The sequence below is a fragment of the Neisseria sicca VK64 genome, assembly GCF_000260655.1.
GTDB lineage: Bacteria > Pseudomonadota > Gammaproteobacteria > Burkholderiales > Neisseriaceae > Neisseria > Neisseria sicca_B.
In genome coordinates this window covers 1-15,047 of sequence record NZ_AJMT01000119.1, presented here as the reverse complement: position 1 = coordinate 15,047, position 15,047 = coordinate 1, and the positions used below count along the sequence as shown (strand labels likewise).

General features: G+C 49.7%; 13 protein-coding genes and 2 pseudogenes. 10 read left to right on the top strand and 5 right to left on the bottom strand.

The genetic code is table 11. From position 1 onward, the window contains the following. Positions 1-107: 107 nt before the first annotated feature. Complete coding sequence (locus tag HMPREF1051_RS07120) at positions 108-332, top strand: exodeoxyribonuclease VII small subunit (RefSeq protein WP_003766396.1); 225 nt, start codon at positions 108-110, stop codon at positions 330-332. Beyond that, positions 316-1,212, top strand: a complete 897-nt coding sequence (locus HMPREF1051_RS07115; protein WP_003766422.1) for a polyprenyl synthetase family protein — start codon at positions 316-318, stop codon at positions 1,210-1,212. The genes HMPREF1051_RS07120 and HMPREF1051_RS07115 overlap by 17 nt, the downstream gene beginning before the upstream one ends. Positions 1,213-1,651: 439 nt before the next feature. Here HMPREF1051_RS07115 and gnd read toward each other — a convergent pair whose 3' ends face one another. Next, positions 1,652-3,100 (bottom strand): decarboxylating NADP(+)-dependent phosphogluconate dehydrogenase, encoded by a 1,449-nt coding sequence (gene gnd / locus HMPREF1051_RS07110; protein ID WP_003766527.1) that lies wholly within the window; start codon positions 3,098-3,100, stop codon positions 1,652-1,654. Positions 3,101-3,582: 482 nt separating this feature from the next. On the opposite strand from gnd, the gene ggt reads away from it, so the two are divergent. Then, positions 3,583-5,352 (top strand): gamma-glutamyltransferase, encoded by a 1,770-nt coding sequence (gene ggt / locus HMPREF1051_RS07105; RefSeq protein WP_003766534.1) that lies wholly within the window; start codon positions 3,583-3,585, stop codon positions 5,350-5,352. Between the two features lie 310 nt (positions 5,353-5,662). Here ggt and lpxC read toward each other — a convergent pair whose 3' ends face one another. Beyond that, positions 5,663-6,577, bottom strand: coding sequence for a UDP-3-O-acyl-N-acetylglucosamine deacetylase (gene lpxC / locus HMPREF1051_RS07100; protein ID WP_003766512.1), 915 nt, complete (start codon positions 6,575-6,577; stop codon positions 5,663-5,665). Positions 6,578-7,146: 569 nt separating this feature from the next. Here lpxC and gap point away from each other — a divergent pair. Continuing rightward, complete coding sequence (gene gap / locus HMPREF1051_RS07095) at positions 7,147-8,151, top strand: type I glyceraldehyde-3-phosphate dehydrogenase (RefSeq protein ID WP_003766473.1); 1,005 nt, start codon at positions 7,147-7,149, stop codon at positions 8,149-8,151. Positions 8,152-8,989: 838 nt separating this feature from the next. On the opposite strand, the gene HMPREF1051_RS07090 is transcribed toward gap, so the two are convergent. After that, entirely contained in the window at positions 8,990-9,421 is a 432-nt protein-coding gene (locus tag HMPREF1051_RS07090) for a hypothetical protein (RefSeq protein WP_003766469.1), read from the bottom strand. A gap of 9 nt (positions 9,422-9,430) precedes the next feature. Continuing rightward, complete coding sequence (locus tag HMPREF1051_RS07085) at positions 9,431-9,961, bottom strand: outer membrane protein assembly factor BamE (protein WP_003755818.1); 531 nt, start codon at positions 9,959-9,961, stop codon at positions 9,431-9,433. Between the two features lie 360 nt (positions 9,962-10,321). Between HMPREF1051_RS07085 and HMPREF1051_RS15580 the strand changes: the two are divergent. Then, positions 10,322-10,384, top strand: a pseudogene (locus HMPREF1051_RS15580) (transposase); the annotation flags it as partial. A gap of 99 nt (positions 10,385-10,483) precedes the next feature. On the opposite strand, the gene tsaA reads toward HMPREF1051_RS15580, so the two are convergent. Then, positions 10,484-11,158: a tRNA (N6-threonylcarbamoyladenosine(37)-N6)-methyltransferase TrmO gene (gene tsaA / locus HMPREF1051_RS07080; protein ID WP_003766471.1), complete on the bottom strand. Its 675-nt coding sequence runs from the start codon at positions 11,156-11,158 to the stop codon at positions 10,484-10,486. A 114-nt stretch (positions 11,159-11,272) separates the two neighbouring features. Here tsaA and HMPREF1051_RS07075 point away from each other — a divergent pair, with 114 nt between their 5' ends. The 5 genes and pseudogenes from HMPREF1051_RS07075 to HMPREF1051_RS07055 all read left to right on the top strand — a co-directional run. After that, entirely contained in the window at positions 11,273-11,908 is a 636-nt protein-coding gene (locus HMPREF1051_RS07075) for a nicotinamidase (RefSeq protein ID WP_003766432.1), read from the top strand. A gap of 36 nt (positions 11,909-11,944) precedes the next feature. After that, the gene (gene waaC / locus HMPREF1051_RS07070) at positions 11,945-12,925 is read left to right on the top strand and encodes a lipopolysaccharide heptosyltransferase I (protein ID WP_003766381.1); all 981 of its coding nucleotides are present in this window, start codon (positions 11,945-11,947) and stop codon (positions 12,923-12,925) included. Positions 12,926-13,140: 215 nt separating this feature from the next. Continuing rightward, complete coding sequence (locus HMPREF1051_RS07065) at positions 13,141-13,890, top strand: electron transfer flavoprotein subunit beta/FixA family protein (RefSeq protein ID WP_003766530.1); 750 nt, start codon at positions 13,141-13,143, stop codon at positions 13,888-13,890. Positions 13,891-13,900: 10 nt separating this feature from the next. Further along, positions 13,901-14,836 carry an electron transfer flavoprotein subunit alpha/FixB family protein gene (locus HMPREF1051_RS07060; RefSeq protein WP_003766453.1) on the top strand — a complete coding sequence of 312 codons (936 nt, stop codon included), beginning with the start codon at positions 13,901-13,903 and terminating at the stop codon, positions 14,834-14,836. A gap of 62 nt (positions 14,837-14,898) precedes the next feature. Further along, a pseudogene (locus HMPREF1051_RS07055) lies at positions 14,899-15,047 on the top strand (YigZ family protein); the annotation flags it as partial.

Below are 15,047 nucleotides of genomic sequence, written 5' to 3'. Positions count from 1 at the left end.
GTCTGAAAACTTGGAAATCAGGTTTTCAGACGACCTTTTTCCGTTCCCGGCCAAGAAGCAGCCCATAAAATGCTACAATACCGCTTTGATTTTTTGCCCGCATCATCATGAAAAAAGCCCCCAAATCCTTTGAAGAAGCCCTCGCCCGCCTCGAAACCCTGACCCAGTCCATGCAAAGCAGCGAAATGCCGCTGGAAGACGCTCTGACAGCCTATCAGGAAGGCAACGAGCTGGTCAGATACTGCCAAACCAAGTTGGCGGAAGTCGAACAAAAGCTGCAAGTATTGGATGCGGGCGAACTGAAGGAGCTGAACCTTGAACCCGGCGAATGAATTGAAAGCCTGGCAGCAAAAAGCCCAAGCGCAGACCGAATTGCTGCTGGAGCGTTTCCTGCCGTCTGAAAACCAAGTGCCGCACACGCTGCACGAAGCCATGCGTTACGTTACCCTTGGCGGCGGCAAACGGCTGCGCCCGCTCTTGGTGCTCGCCGCATCCGAATTGGGCGATGCCGACCAAAACGCCGTCGAGCAAGCCATGGCGGCGATTGAAATGGTGCACGTCTATTCCTTGGTTCACGATGATATGCCCGCAATGGACAACGACAGCCTGCGGCGCGGCAAACCGACCTGCCATGTGAAATACGACGAAGCCACCGCCCTTTTGGTCGGCGACGCGCTGCAAACCCAAGCCTTCGACGTATTGAGCCGCCCGACCGGACTACCCGCCGAACGCCAAATCGCCATGTTGTCCACGCTCGCCAAAGCATCCGGCAGCCTCGGCATGGCAGGCGGACAAGCCATCGACCTTGCCAACGTCGGCAAAGCCATGAATCAGGCGCAGTTGGAGCAGATGCACAGCCTCAAAACCGGCGCTCTCATCCGCGCCGCCGTCGTCTTAGGCGCGCTTGCCTGCCCCGATTTGGATTCAGACGACGTCCTCACCTTGGACAACTACGCCGCCAAACTCGGCTTGGCGTTCCAAGTCATCGACGACGTGTTGGACTGTGAAGCCGACACTGCCACCCTGGGCAAAACCGCCGGCAAAGACAACGACAATGACAAACCGACCTACGTCAAACTGATGGGCCTGCAAGCCGCCCGCGCCTATGCCGAAACCCTGACCGCAGAAGCCGTCGCGTTGCTCGAACCCTTCGGCGCAAAAGCCCTGCATCTGCGGCTGCTGGCGGAATTTGTTACTGCGCGGAAAAATTAAACGCTTTAAATCATTTGTCTTTTAAGCTACGGAGACACCAAAGGTCGTCTGAAAAATCAGTTCCAAGATTTTCAGACGACCTTTTTGTATAGGGACGGCGTTTATAGTGGATTAAATTTAAATCAGAGCAAGGCGAGGCAACGCCGTACCGGTTTAAAGTTAATCCACTATAATGAATCATGCTTTTATTCAACGGGATAAACTGGGATTAAAATGTGGATAAGTTGTGCGCAAACAGTGGATTTTATAGGCGTTTTAACCGCCCTTCTGCACCCGCAAGCATCCGTTTTTAAAACCGAAATTTGTCGCTGAGATTCCCATAAAAGAGTTGGGAATGAAGACAAATGCCACGCCGCAAATTGAAAGGTTCAAATAAAAAGGTCGTCTGAAAACCCAAAACTTATGGTTTTCAGACGACCTTTTCGCTGATTCAGACAAATCAAATATCGTAAGTGGTCGATGCGGTATCGCCGCCTTTGCCTGTCCAGTTAGTGTGGAAGAATTCGCCGCGCGGTTTGTCGGTGCGCTCGTAGGTGTGCGCGCCGAAGTAGTCGCGTTGGGCTTGCAGCAGGTTGGCGGGCAGGCGTTCGGTGGTGTAGCCGTCAAGGAAGGTAATCGCAGAAGCCATGCAGGGCATGGGGATGCCGCATTCGATGGCTTTGGCGACGACTTTGCGCCATGCGGGCAGACAGTTTTCCAATACGCCTTTGAAATAAGGGTCGGAACCCAAGAACACCAAATCGGGATTGGCTTCGTATGCGTCGCGGATGTTGCCCAAGAACGCGCTGCGGATGATGCAGCCTTCGCGCCACAGAAGGGCGGTGTTGCCGTAGTTCAATGCCCAATCGTTGTTTTCGCTGGCTTCGCGGATGAGCATGAAGCCTTGTGCGTAGGAGATGATTTTGGATGCCAACAGGGCTTGGCGCAGGGCTTCGACCCATGCGGCTTTGTCGCCGTCAACGGGGGTAACGGTTTTGCCGAACAAGCGGCCGGTTTGAACGCGCTGGTCTTTGAACGCGGATACGCAGCGGGCAAATACGGCTTCGGAAATCAGCGTCAGCGGGATGCCCAAATCGAGGGCGTTGATGCCGGTCCATTTGCCTGTGCCTTTTTGTCCGGCAGTATCGAGGATTTTTTCGACCAAAGGTTCGCCATTTTCGTCTTTGTAGCCCAAAATCGCGGCGGTGATTTCAATCAGGTAGGAATCCAGCTCGGTTTGGTTCCATTCGCTGAAAATGCGGTGCATTTCGTCGTAGCTCAGACCCAAGCCGTCTTTCATGAATTGGTAGGCTTCGCAAATCAACTGCATATCGCCGTATTCGATGCCGTTGTGCACCATTTTGACGAAATGGCCCGCGCCGTCACGGCCGACCCAGTCGCAGCAGGGTTCGCCTTGCGGGGTTTTGGCGGCAATCGCTTGGAAAATGGGTTTGACGGCAGGCCATGCGGCTTCGTCGCCGCCGGGCATGATGGACGGGCCGTGACGCGCGCCTTCTTCGCCGCCGGAAACGCCCGCGCCGATAAAGCGGATGCCTTTTGCCGCCAGCTCGTGCGTGCGGCGGGTGGAATCGGGATAGTTGGCGTTACCCCCGTCAATAATAATGTCGCCTTGGTCCAAAAGCGGGACAAGTTGCTCGATAAAGTCGTCCACGACAGAACCTGCGCGTACCATCATCATGATTTTGCGCGGTTTTTCCAGTTTATCCACTAAATCTTGCAATGAATAGGCACCGATAATGTTGGTGCCTTTGGCTGCGCCGTTGAGAAAATCGTCTACTTTAGCAGTGGTCCGGTTGTACGCCACGACTTTGAAACCGTGATCGTTCATATTCAAAATCAAATTTTGACCCATAACGGCCAAGCCGATGACGCCGATATCGCCTTTCATTGATGGAAGCTCCATTATTAATTTAATTTATCAGCCGTAACTCTATCTGATTTACAGAGGTTTAACAATCCTTAACTATCTAATTTTTTGAAAAGATGCCTTTACGTTGCGGGCTTTGGCTGCGCGTTGGGAAACAAACTATAAATAAGATTTTAAATAATAAATAGATGATTATATTGAGTCGCGATTTTTCTTGTGTATAACTTTGATTCCTTTTTCAGTTCAATAAGTTGAATGCAGATTTTGGATGCGGATAAACTGCTGTTTGCCTTGTTTGCAGATGTGGATAATTTTGAAATCCGGTTTGGTTTTGTGTATAACTTTCCGGCTATACACACAGCCTGCCGGTTTTATACTGGGCTCAAACGGAACTGTATGACGAGATAAACAGTCCAATCGGTTTTCATGTTTCAGACGACCTTTTGCGTGTTTTAGTCCTATTAAAGGTCGTCTGAAAAATATCTCATCAAAAGGGAGCAGATATGAAATTTTCCTTTAGCTTAAACCTGTTGGCAGTTTTGGTTTTGGCGGCGTGCGCGCACCAGCCTATGCAGAAACCTGATGCCGCGCCTATGCCGACGGCTGTGGATAACCATGCGCCGGAACAAGGGACGGGGCTGACTGAGCAGAAATTGATCCGCGCCAAACATTATATGGCGGCGTCTGCCAATCCGTTGGCGACCGAAGCGGGATATGAGGTTTTGAAACGCGGCGGCAGCGCGATAGATGCGATGATCGCCATGCAGACCACGCTGGGACTGACCGAGCCGCAGTCTTCCGGTTTGGGCGGCGGTGCGTTTTTGGTGTATTGGGACAATAAGGCGAAAAAACTGACGACGTTTGATGCCCGAGAAACGGCGCCGAAAGCGGCAACGCCGGCGCTTTTCTTGGATGAAAACGGCAAGCCGATGGGCTTTATGAACGCAGTGGTCGGCGGCCGTTCGGTCGGCGTGCCGGGGATTCCGAAGCTGCTGGAAGATGTCCACAAGCGTTACGGCAAATTGCCTTGGGCAAGCCTGTTTGACAAACCGATTGCTTTGGCGGAACAAGGCTTTACCGTTTCACCGCGCATGGCGAAATCCATCGAGCAAAATTTGGAGCCTTTGAAACGCTATCCGCAAACCGCCGCGTATTTCCTGCCCGACGGCAAGCCTTTGGCAGCGGGAACGGTGTTGAAAAAACCTGAATTTGCCCGCTCCGTACGCCTGTTGGCGGAAAAAGGCAGCGCGCCGTTTTATCAGGGGGCGCAGGCGCAGAATATTGTCCGTGCCGTTACCGGCGCTGTGGATAACCCCAGCAAAATCAGTATGGCGGATTTGAAAAACTACCGCGTTATCGAGCGCGAACCGGTTTGCGCGCCGTATCGTGAATACGAAGTCTGTGGCATGGGCGCGCCAAGTTCGGGCGCGATTGCTTTGGGCGAGATTTTGGGCGTCCTGCAAAATCAGGATATGAAGGCGTTGGGCGCGGAAAATATCCACAGTTGGCGCTGGATAGGCGATGCGTCGCGGATTGCGTTTGCCGACCGTGATTATTACGTCGGCGATCCCGCGTTTGTCAACGTCCCGACCCGCGCCCTGATTTCTCAGGCTTACCTGAAACCGCGCGCCGAAGAAATCCACCAATCCGACAAGGCGTTGGAGAACATTCAGGCAGGCAAGTTCGGCAAGGCATACGCGCAGGGTATGGCGGTAGAGCTGCCGTCCACCAGCCATTTGGTGGTTGTGGATAAAGACGGCAACGTCGTGTCGATGACGACTTCGATTGAAAACGCGTTCGGCTCGGGACTGATGGCAAACGGCTATCTGCTCAACAATGAATTGACCGATTTTGCTTTCAACCCTGTCGGCGCGGACGGTAAAACGGTGGCAAACAGCGTGGCGGGCGGCAAGCGGCCGCGTTCTTCGATGGCGCCGACCATTGTGATGAAAGACGGCAAGCCGTATATGGCAGTCGGTTCGCCCGGCGGCAGCCGTATTATCGGTTTCGTTGCCAAAACGCTGGTGGCGCATATCGACTGGGGCATGGACATTCAGGCGGCAATCTCTCTGCCGAATATGCTCAATCGCGGCAGCCAGTATGAAATCGAGGAAAAAACCGCAGCGGCGGACAAAGCGGCAGCATTGGAAAAACTGGGCTACAAAGTCCAAATCCGCGATTTGAATTCCGGCGTACAAGGTATTGTGATCGGCAAAGACGGTTTGCTCGGCGGTGCCGACCCGCGCCGCGAAGGCAAAGTCATGGGCGATTGATCACCGATCGGCTTGTGGAAAAAGGTCGTCTGAAATCCGAATTTGGGTTTTCAGACGACCTTTTTTATCGTTGGAGAAAAGCTATGGATAAAGTGTGTATAAAATTTGAGAAAAAATATAATCTTTTTATTTTTCAGAAGGATAGATTAGATAGCCATGTGGATAATCATGTCTGAAATATTGGCGGGAGATGGTTGTCTCGCTTGAAAGGTCGTCTGAAAACTTAAAATCAAGATTTCAGACGACCTTTATTCAATAAAAAGGCTGTGGATGATTGTTTATCCACAGCCTTTTTGTACACCGTCTTATCTCAAGCCGCCGGCAGCTCGTGGAAGGCTGATGGCAAATTCTCATCGTCAGAGAATTCCACCCATTCATAAGCGGTTTCGTCCGCCAAAACCGCACGCAATAAAGCGTTGTTGATGGCGTGGCCGGATTTGTAGCCTTCGAATGCGCCGATAATCGGGTGTCCGACGATATACAAATCGCCGATGGCATCGAGGATTTTGTGGCGGACGAACTCGTCGGGATAACGCAAACCTTCCGGATTCAAAACATCCATCTCGTCAATCACAATGGCGTTGTTCAAATTGCCGCCCAGTCCGAGATTGTGGGCGCGCATCATTTCTACTTCGTGCATAAAGCCGAAGGTGCGCGCGCGCGCGATTTCGTCGATGTAGGACTTGCCCGCGAAATCGATTTCAAAAGTGGGCGAGCTGCGGTTGAAAACCGGATGGTCGAATTCGATGGTCAGCGTCACTTTAAAGCCGTCATACGGCGTAAAGCGCACCCATTTGCCCGCTTCCTTGACTTCGACAGGCTTGAGGATTTTCAAAAACCGCTTTTGCGCCTTTTGATCGACAACGCCCGCATCTTGCAAAAGATAAATAAACGGCAGGCTGGAGCCGTCCATAATCGGGATTTCGGGCGCGTTCAACTCAATCAGCGCATTGTCGATGCCGTAGGCGGACAGCGCGGACATGATGTGTTCGATCGTGCCGACGCGCACGCCTTTGTCGGTTACGATGGTGGACGACAGGCGCGTATCGTTGATGAGGTAGGGCGTAAGTTTGATGGTTTCGCCCATTTCGCCGTCCAAATCGGTACGGCGGAAGGAAATCCCGCTGTTTTCAGGCGCAGGGTGCAGGGTCAGCGCGACCCGTTCGCCCGAATGCAGCCCGACGCCGGTTACGCTGATGGATTTTGCCAAAGTTCGTTGCAGCATAAACCGCCTCCTTATTCAATAATTGGTTTGATGTTTGGATAATACGATAAAAAGGAAAAAATAATCCATTATTTTTAATAGTATTTGCTAATGTAGGTGTTTCAGAACCATAGATTTTTCAGACGACCCTTTGTACTGGTAAGATTATCCACAATACGCCGTGTAATCCGAGTGGAAAAATCCGATTTTATCCACAGAAAAATTCAAACGATTACAGATTATCCGACTTTGTTCTCATAAAAAATAAAACTTGAACGCAGCCTTTAAATAAATACAACAATTTGATTATACAATCAGTAATAAGGTTATCCACAAAACGGGGATACACTCATCACCATCATCATTTTTTTAAATAATTACATATTAATTTTAAAAACAACCAAAATTTATCCCCAAATATGGGGACAAACCGTACCAATCTGTATTTTCAGACGACCTATTTCACGGTTTTTTTATTTAAATCAAACATTTTAAAAGTAGCATCGTGTAATTCTAGGTAGTAGTTTTATTTCAGGCTACAATAGCCCTTATTGAAATTTATCCCTTTCCCTACTGACAGGAGTATCAAAATGAGCATCAAAGTAGCGATTAACGGTTTCGGCCGCATCGGCCGTCTGGCATTGCGTCAAATTGAAAAAGCCAAAGGCATCGAAGTCGTCGCCGTCAACGACCTGACCCCTGCCGATATGCTGCTGCACCTTTTCAAATACGACAGCACCCAAGGCCGCTTCCAAGGTACTGCCGAATTGAAAGACGATGCCATCGTGGTGAACGGCAAAGAAATCAAAGTCTTCGCCAATCCGAATCCTGAAGAATTGCCTTGGGGCGAATTGGGCGTAGACGTCGTCCTCGAATGTACCGGCTTCTTTACCAGCAAAACCAAAGCCGAAGCCCACATCCGCGCCGGTGCGCGCAAAGTCGTTATTTCCGCGCCCGGCGGCAATGACGTGAAAACCGTCGTATATGGCGTGAACCAAGACATTTTGGACGGCAGCGAAACCGTCATTTCCGCCGCTTCCTGCACCACCAACTGCCTCGCCCCGATGGCGGCAGTCCTGCAAAAAGAGTTCGGCGTAGTCGAAGGCCTGATGACCACCATCCACGCCTATACCGGCGACCAAAACACCCTTGACGCGCCGCACCGCAAAGGCGATTTGCGCCGCGCCCGCGCCGCCGCGCTCAACATCGTGCCCAACAGCACCGGCGCCGCCAAAGCCATCGGTTTGGTTATCCCCGAATTGAACGGCAAACTCGACGGCTCCGCCCAACGCGTTCCCGTCGCCACCGGCTCGCTGACCGAATTGGTTTCCGTCCTCGAACGCCCCGTGACCAAAGAAGAAATCAACGCTGCGATGAAAGCCGCCGCCAACGAATCTTACGGCTACACCGAAGATCAAATCGTTTCTTCCGACGTCGTCGGCATCGAATACGGCTCGCTCTTCGACGCCACCCAAACCCGCGTGATGACCGTAGGCGACAAACAACTGGTGAAAACCGTCGCTTGGTACGACAATGAAATGTCCTACACCTGCCAACTTGTCCGCACTTTGGAATACTTCGCAGGTAAAATCTAAAAGATTTCGGATTGGGTAAACCAGTCTGTGGATAAGTGAGAGAAAAGGTCGTCTGAAAATTTTTTCAGACGACCTTGTTTTTACCTTCAATCTACTCCCTCTCCCACCAGATGAGAGAGGGTTGGGGGAGAAGGTGGTTCTACAAGTTGCATGAATTTGATTTTACCCAAAACCATAAAGCCACCCCCATCCTAACCTTCCCCCGCCGGACGGGGGAAGGGACAAGTTGCTGTTGCAGTAACGAGTAGCGTGGTTTTTCCCACGAGATGAAAGCAGGTTCGGCTGTTGTCTAATTTTGATTATTGAATGATAGATTTCGTGGGCAAAGCCCACGCTACGGGTTGGGTTTATCCCAAATTAATTGAATAAAACTGTATTGATTGAATAAACGAAGTCGTCTGAAAAAATTGGGAACGAGTTTTTCCAAAACTCAAATCTCAAAGTTTTCAGACGACCTTGTTTTTACCTGCAATCTACTCCCTCTCCCGTCCGGCGGGAGAGGGTTGGGGAGAGGGTGGCTCTACAAACTGTACGAATTCGATTTGACTAAACCCACAAAGCCGTCCCCATCCTAACCTTCCCCCGTCTGACGGAGAAAGGGACAGATTGCCGTTGCAGCAACGTGTAGCGTGGGCTTTGCCCACGAAATAAAATGCAAGGACAACCACCCCATTCGAATGGTTAAACGGTAGGATTCGTGGGCAAAGCCCACGCTACGGATTTGGTTTATCCTAAGTTCATTGAATAAGATTCGCTTTGATTAAATAAAAAGGTCGTCTGAAAACCATTTCAGATTTTCAAACGACCTTTCTGCATCCTTGTTATGCGGAGTAGCCCGTCAAATCACTTCCAAAACGAAGTAATTGCGCAGCTTGTCGTACACTTTGTCGGTTACGTTGATACAACCGTTGGTCATGATGCGGTCGGAGACAACATCGGAGGCGATGCGTTTCATGCGGTGTTCGGAAGGTTTGAGCGTCCAAACGCGGTGCAGGGCGAAGAGGAAGTCTTTTTCCTGCTTGAAGCCGATGACTTCGCCGCCGTAGCCGGGTTTGGAAGTCTTCATCAACTGCATGTCGAATTTGCCTTTTGGCGTGGTTTTACCGATGAGTACGGGGTGGCACTGGCCATCGTCGGCAAAGCACAGCTCGGCTTTGGCGGTGTTGACGATGACTTTTTTGCGTTGCATGTATTCTTTGGCGGCATCGGCTGCTGCAAAGCTGTTCAGCCCTGCCAGCAGCGATACGCCGAGGATGATTCTTTTCAACATGGTTTCCTATTATCTGCGGATGCGGTGGGGTGTTTCAGGCGCAACCTCGCGGATGATGATTTGAGGTTCGGGCGCGGGTTGTGGGGCAACTTCTTGTACGGGCGGGCAGACGGCATCTTCCGGGAAGACGGCTTTCCAATGGAAGCTGCGGGCGTATTTGTGTTTGTCGAACAAGACTTTGTATTGGCAGGTGGTAATGCCTTCTACGTTGGAGCCGATATCGGGATTGGCGGGAACGCCGGGAGTGCGGAAGTGGAAGAGGTAGTTCCATTCGCGCACGCCGAACATACCTTCATCGTAGTGCGGACGACCGAGGATTTTGTAGATGTCGTCTTTGCTCAGACCTGGTTTCATCTGTTCGAGTTCATCGGCGGTAGGGAATGTGCCTTGGTTTTTGTTGAAGGTTACGGAGTAGGGTTTTGGAAAGACGGGGTTGTCCGTCGTTCCGTCGGCTTTAACGTGGCTTTTGCCGGCGCAGGCGGACAGTACGGCTGCGGCAGCGAGGTAAAGGGCGGTTTTGGCGATGCGGGACGTTTTCATGGTTAATCCTTTTTAGTGGCGGCAATTTCAATCAGGCCGCCGTTGCATGGTCAAGATTCGATGTTATCCGTGCGCCGCCGTTTTCATTCTGTTGACATTTATTGTCACTTTGTAACAATTTCATACGGACATAAATGAAAGCAATGGTATATCGTCTTCAGGCAAGCGTGTGTTTGGCACGGGTAAAATCGCGTTACTGGTTGTTTCTTTTGATGTTTAATCAAATTTTGGGTGAAACGTAAATTTCTCGGTTGAATTTCATGCAAGTTTTATGCCAATTTTTTGAAGAGGTCGTCTGAAAACCATATTTCGCCGTGCAATTCGGTTTTCAGACGACCATTTTTGAATGGGAGCGGATACTATAGTGGATTAACTTTAAATCAGGACAAGGCGACGAAGCCGCAGACAGTACAGATAGTACGGAACCGATTCACTTGGTGCTTCAGCACCTTAGAGAATCGTTCTCTTTGAGCTAAGGCGAGGCAACGCCGTAATGGTTTAAAGTTAATCCACTATAAAAATTTAAACAACGCTTATCCCGATAACCGTCGCACGATTTTTCTCAATTTGAAACCTGACTTCATAATCCTCTATATTCATGACGTAAATCCGTTCGGGAATATTCTGATAGGCGGGGCGCGGGTCTTGGGCTATGCTTTGGCTGATCAGGTTTTGGGTGCCTTCAGATAACTTTTCCGCGCCGATGTTTTCCAGCCATACGACTTCAAGCTCTTCGGGTTTGCCACTGACGAAGCCGGATGAGGCGTCAGGTTTGGATTCGACAAAGGGGATGTAGGGCTTGATGTCGACAATCGGTGTGCCGTCCAGCAGGTCTGCGCCGCTGCAATAGAGGAGGACGGGTTTGCCGGTTTCGATGCGTTCGAGTTTTAAGAGCGACAGTCCGAGGTGATTGGGACGGTGGGGGCTGCGCGTGGCGAATACGCCCATTTTTTGTTTGCCGCCGAGCCGTGGCGGGCGCACCATTTGTGCCCAGCCTTCATCCAATACGCCGTGAAAGATAAAACTTACCCACACATAGTCGAAGTGTTCCAATCCGCGTACGCTGTCTGCGGTAAATTTGGGATTCAGCTCGATACAGACTTCTGCGGCGGGAACCAAGCCGGGCTGACGGGCGACGCCGAATTTCTGTTTGTAGGGCGAGCGGGCAGTAGCGATGGGGACGATGGTGTAAGTCATGAGGATTGCGGACAAGTTTTTCGGGAAAACGTTATCTTATCACAGCCGGTTTTACCGCTTTTGGGCAGTAATTTGTTATAATACAGGGCATTTTAATCGCTTTGAAATGATGAGATGATTGTTTCCATTGATGTTGATGCACAAAAAACTTTTACGCCTTTGTGTCCTGATGAGCTGCCTGTGAACGAGGGGCATTTGATTGTCGAAGAGTTGAATGCCCAAGCCGCTTTGGCGGATTTGCGCGTAATGACGAAAGATGCGCATCATGCGGCAGCAAAATGGCTTGTGGATAACCCTGTTGATATGTTAAAGCCGACAGGTTTGCCCGATGCGGATTTGACTTGGGTGGCTCATGCGATGGTCGGTACGCGCGGCTATGAATTGTTGGACGGACTGCCTTCTGCCAAGGAATACGATTATTGCGTTTGGAAAGGCGTTGATCCTGAATTGCATCCTTATGGTGCGTGTTTTCACGATATTGAGGAAAAACTGAGCACAGGGCTGATTGAATGGCTGCGTTGTCAAAATACGGATACGGTCATTGTCGGCGGGTTGGCTACGGATTATTGTGTTAAAACAACGGTTTTGCAGTTGCTCAAAGGCGGCAATTGGCAGGTTATCGTCAATGAAGCGGCTTGTCGGGGCATTGCGCCGGATACCATCGAAACGGCATGGCAGGAAATGCGTTCTGCCGGTGCAATTATCTTAAAAAACGCTGAAGAAATTAAAAAATATATTAATAATCAATAAGTTAAAATTGTTTCACGTGAAACACACTTCCTAAATATGAAAATTTTGCTTGTCCGCTTGTCCAGTATGGGCGATTTAATTCACACTTTGCCCGCAATCGAAGATTTGGCGCGACAATGCCCTGATGTGGAACTGCATTGGTTGTGTGAAGCTGGATTTGCGGATATTGCGCGCCTGCATCCGTTTGTGAAAAAAATCCATGTGATGAAATGGCGGCAATGGCGCAAACATCTTTTTCAAGCAGAAACTTGGCAGGAAATAGGTCGTCTGAAACAGGCTTTGCGGCAAGAAGCATTTGATTTTGTATTGGACAGTCAAGGTCTGATTAAAAGCGCGTGTTTCGCCAAAATAGCAAAATCCCCTATTTATGGTTTAGATAAAAACAGCGCGCGCGAGGGGTTGGCTGCGTTGGCGTATGCGAAAACATACACTGTACCGAAAGGGAAAAATGCTGTTTGGCGCAATCGTGAGCTGTTCGCCCAAGTATTTGGATATGCAATGCCGGAAACGCAGGTATTCGGCTTGACCGTTCCCGAAGCAGGTCGTCTGAAAAATTTAGAGCAGCCGTATTATGCGGCTTTGCACGCGACCAGTCGGGACAGTAAGTTATGGCCTGTGGAAAACTGGCGGGCGTTGCTGCAAAAGCTGAATGAAGAACAACAATGCAATGTTTACCTGCCATGGGGAAATGAAACTGAAAAAACGCGTGCCGGACAAATTGCAGACGGACTGCCATTTGCCATTGTGTGCGATAAAATGAATTTATTGCAGGCGGCGTATCTGCTGAAACACGCGGTCGGAATTATCGGTGTGGATACCGGTTTGCTGCATTTGGCAAATGCTTTGGAAAAACCTGTGGTCGGTATTTATACCGATACTGATCCGATTAAAACAGGCGTTCAAGTTTCGGCTGTTGCAAAAAATTTGGGCAATATCGGGCAGATTCCGACTGCGGATTTGGTTTATCAAACGTTGATGGATTGTGTGGCTGCTAATGAAGGCTCAAAGGTCGTCTGAAACTGATATAGCGGCATGACATTTTCCAGTTTGTTGAGTACAGGAATGTATATCCTTCAGCCTGAGTAAATGCTTTAAAAATGGTATAATCGGCAATCATTATCTGAAAGATTTCTGAATGAATTCGTTTTTAAGAAAAAACGGATTTGATTTTATAGAGAAGAAGGTTTGGTTTCGCTGGATGGTGAAAGCGACGTTCTTTTTAGGAGAATTCAATGAAAGCACTGGTCGCAGTAAAGCGCGTAGTGGACTACAACGTCAAAGTTCGTGTAAAAGCCGATGGTTCGGATGTGGATATCGGCAATGTCAAAATGTCGATGAATCCGTTTGACGAAATCGCTGTGGAAGAAGCCGTCCGTTTGAAAGAAGCCGGAAAAGTAAGCGAAATCGTAGCGGTTTCTTTGGGCGAGAAAAAATGCGAAGAAACGTTGCGTACAGCTTTGGCGATGGGTGCCGACCGTGCAATTCATGTTGAAACCGATACTAAATTGGAGCCACTGGCAGTTGCCAAGCTGCTGAAAGCCATTGCGGACAAAGAAAATCCACAAATTTTCTTTTTGGGCAAACAAGCGATTGATGATGATGCCAACCAAGTGGCACAAATGCTGGCGGCTTTGCTGAATGCGGCACAAGGTACGTTCGCGTCCAAAGTACAAATTGAAGGCGACGAAGTGCAGATTGTGCGCGAAATCGATGGCGGCGAAGAAACCATCGCACTAAAACTGCCTGCTGTTATCAGTGCGGATTTGCGTTTGAACGAGCCGCGCTTTGTCAAACTCCCCAATATTATGGCGGCAAAGAAAAAACCTTTGGAAAAACTGGCACCTGCCGATTTGGTTGCGGATATTTCACCTCGTCTGAAAACGGTGAAATTCGCCGAACCTAAAGCGCGTCAGGCAGGCGTGAAAGTAGCAAGTGTTGCCGAATTGGTTGAAAAATTGAAAAACGAAGCCAAAGTGATTTGAGGAGACTGAAATGAGTGTATTGATTATTGCTGAACACGACAACAAACAGTTGAATCCTGCCACTTTGCATGCCGTTACCGCTGCTGCAAAACTGGGTAAAGTCGATTTATTGGTTGCCGGAAATGGTGCATCTGCCGTAGTAGAATCCGCGAAACAAGTAGCGGGTGTGGAAAAAGTTTTGGTTGCGGATGCTGCCCATTATGCCGAAGGTTTGGCTGAAGAACTGGCTCCGCTGGTTGTCAAATTGGCAGCGGATTACCGCTATGTTGCAGCAACGGCAACCACATTCGGTAAAAACCTTCTGCCCCGCGTAGCCGCCTTATTAGACGTACCGCAAATTTCTGATTTGACCGAGATTGTGGATAACACGACTTTTGTGCGCCCCATTTATGCGGGTAATGCATTTGAAACCGTACAAGCCGATTCAGAAAAATTGGTGCTGACCTTCCGTGCAACGGCTTTTGATGCAGCACCGGCGCAAGGTGGTAACGCTGAAGCAATCAATGTTGAAGCGACCCCTGCTCAAAACCTGAGCCGTTTTGTGAACCGTCAGCTTTCCCATTCCGATCGTCCTGAGCTGACTCAGGCAAAAGTCATTGTCTCCGGTGGCCGTGCGTTGGGTAGTGCGGAAAAATTCAATGAAGTGCTGACACCGTTGGCGGATGTTTTAGGTGCGGCAATCGGTGCATCCCGTGCGGCAGTTGATGCCGAATATGCGCCGAATGACGTGCAAGTCGGACAAACCGGTAAAGTGGTTGCGCCGCAACTCTATTTTGCAATCGGTATTTCAGGTGCGATTCAACACGTTGCCGGTATGCAGGACAGCAAAGTCATTGTCGCAATCAACAAAGATGCTGATGCGCCGATTTTCAATGTGGCCGATTACGGATTGGTTGGCGATTTATTTGAAATCGTCCCGCAATTAACAGAAGTATTGAAAAATTGATGTTTCACGTGAAACGTTCAGACGACCTTGTTATTGATGAGGTCGTCTGAAAACATTTCAGCATGATTACGACTTATAAAACCATTACTTCCCCGACGCAGGCTGAGTTTAAAGATAAAGGCAGCCGTTTTATTGCATTTGCCTATCCGATTCGGACGTTGGCTGATGTGAAAAAATATCTCGATCCGTTAAAGGAAGAACATCATAAAGC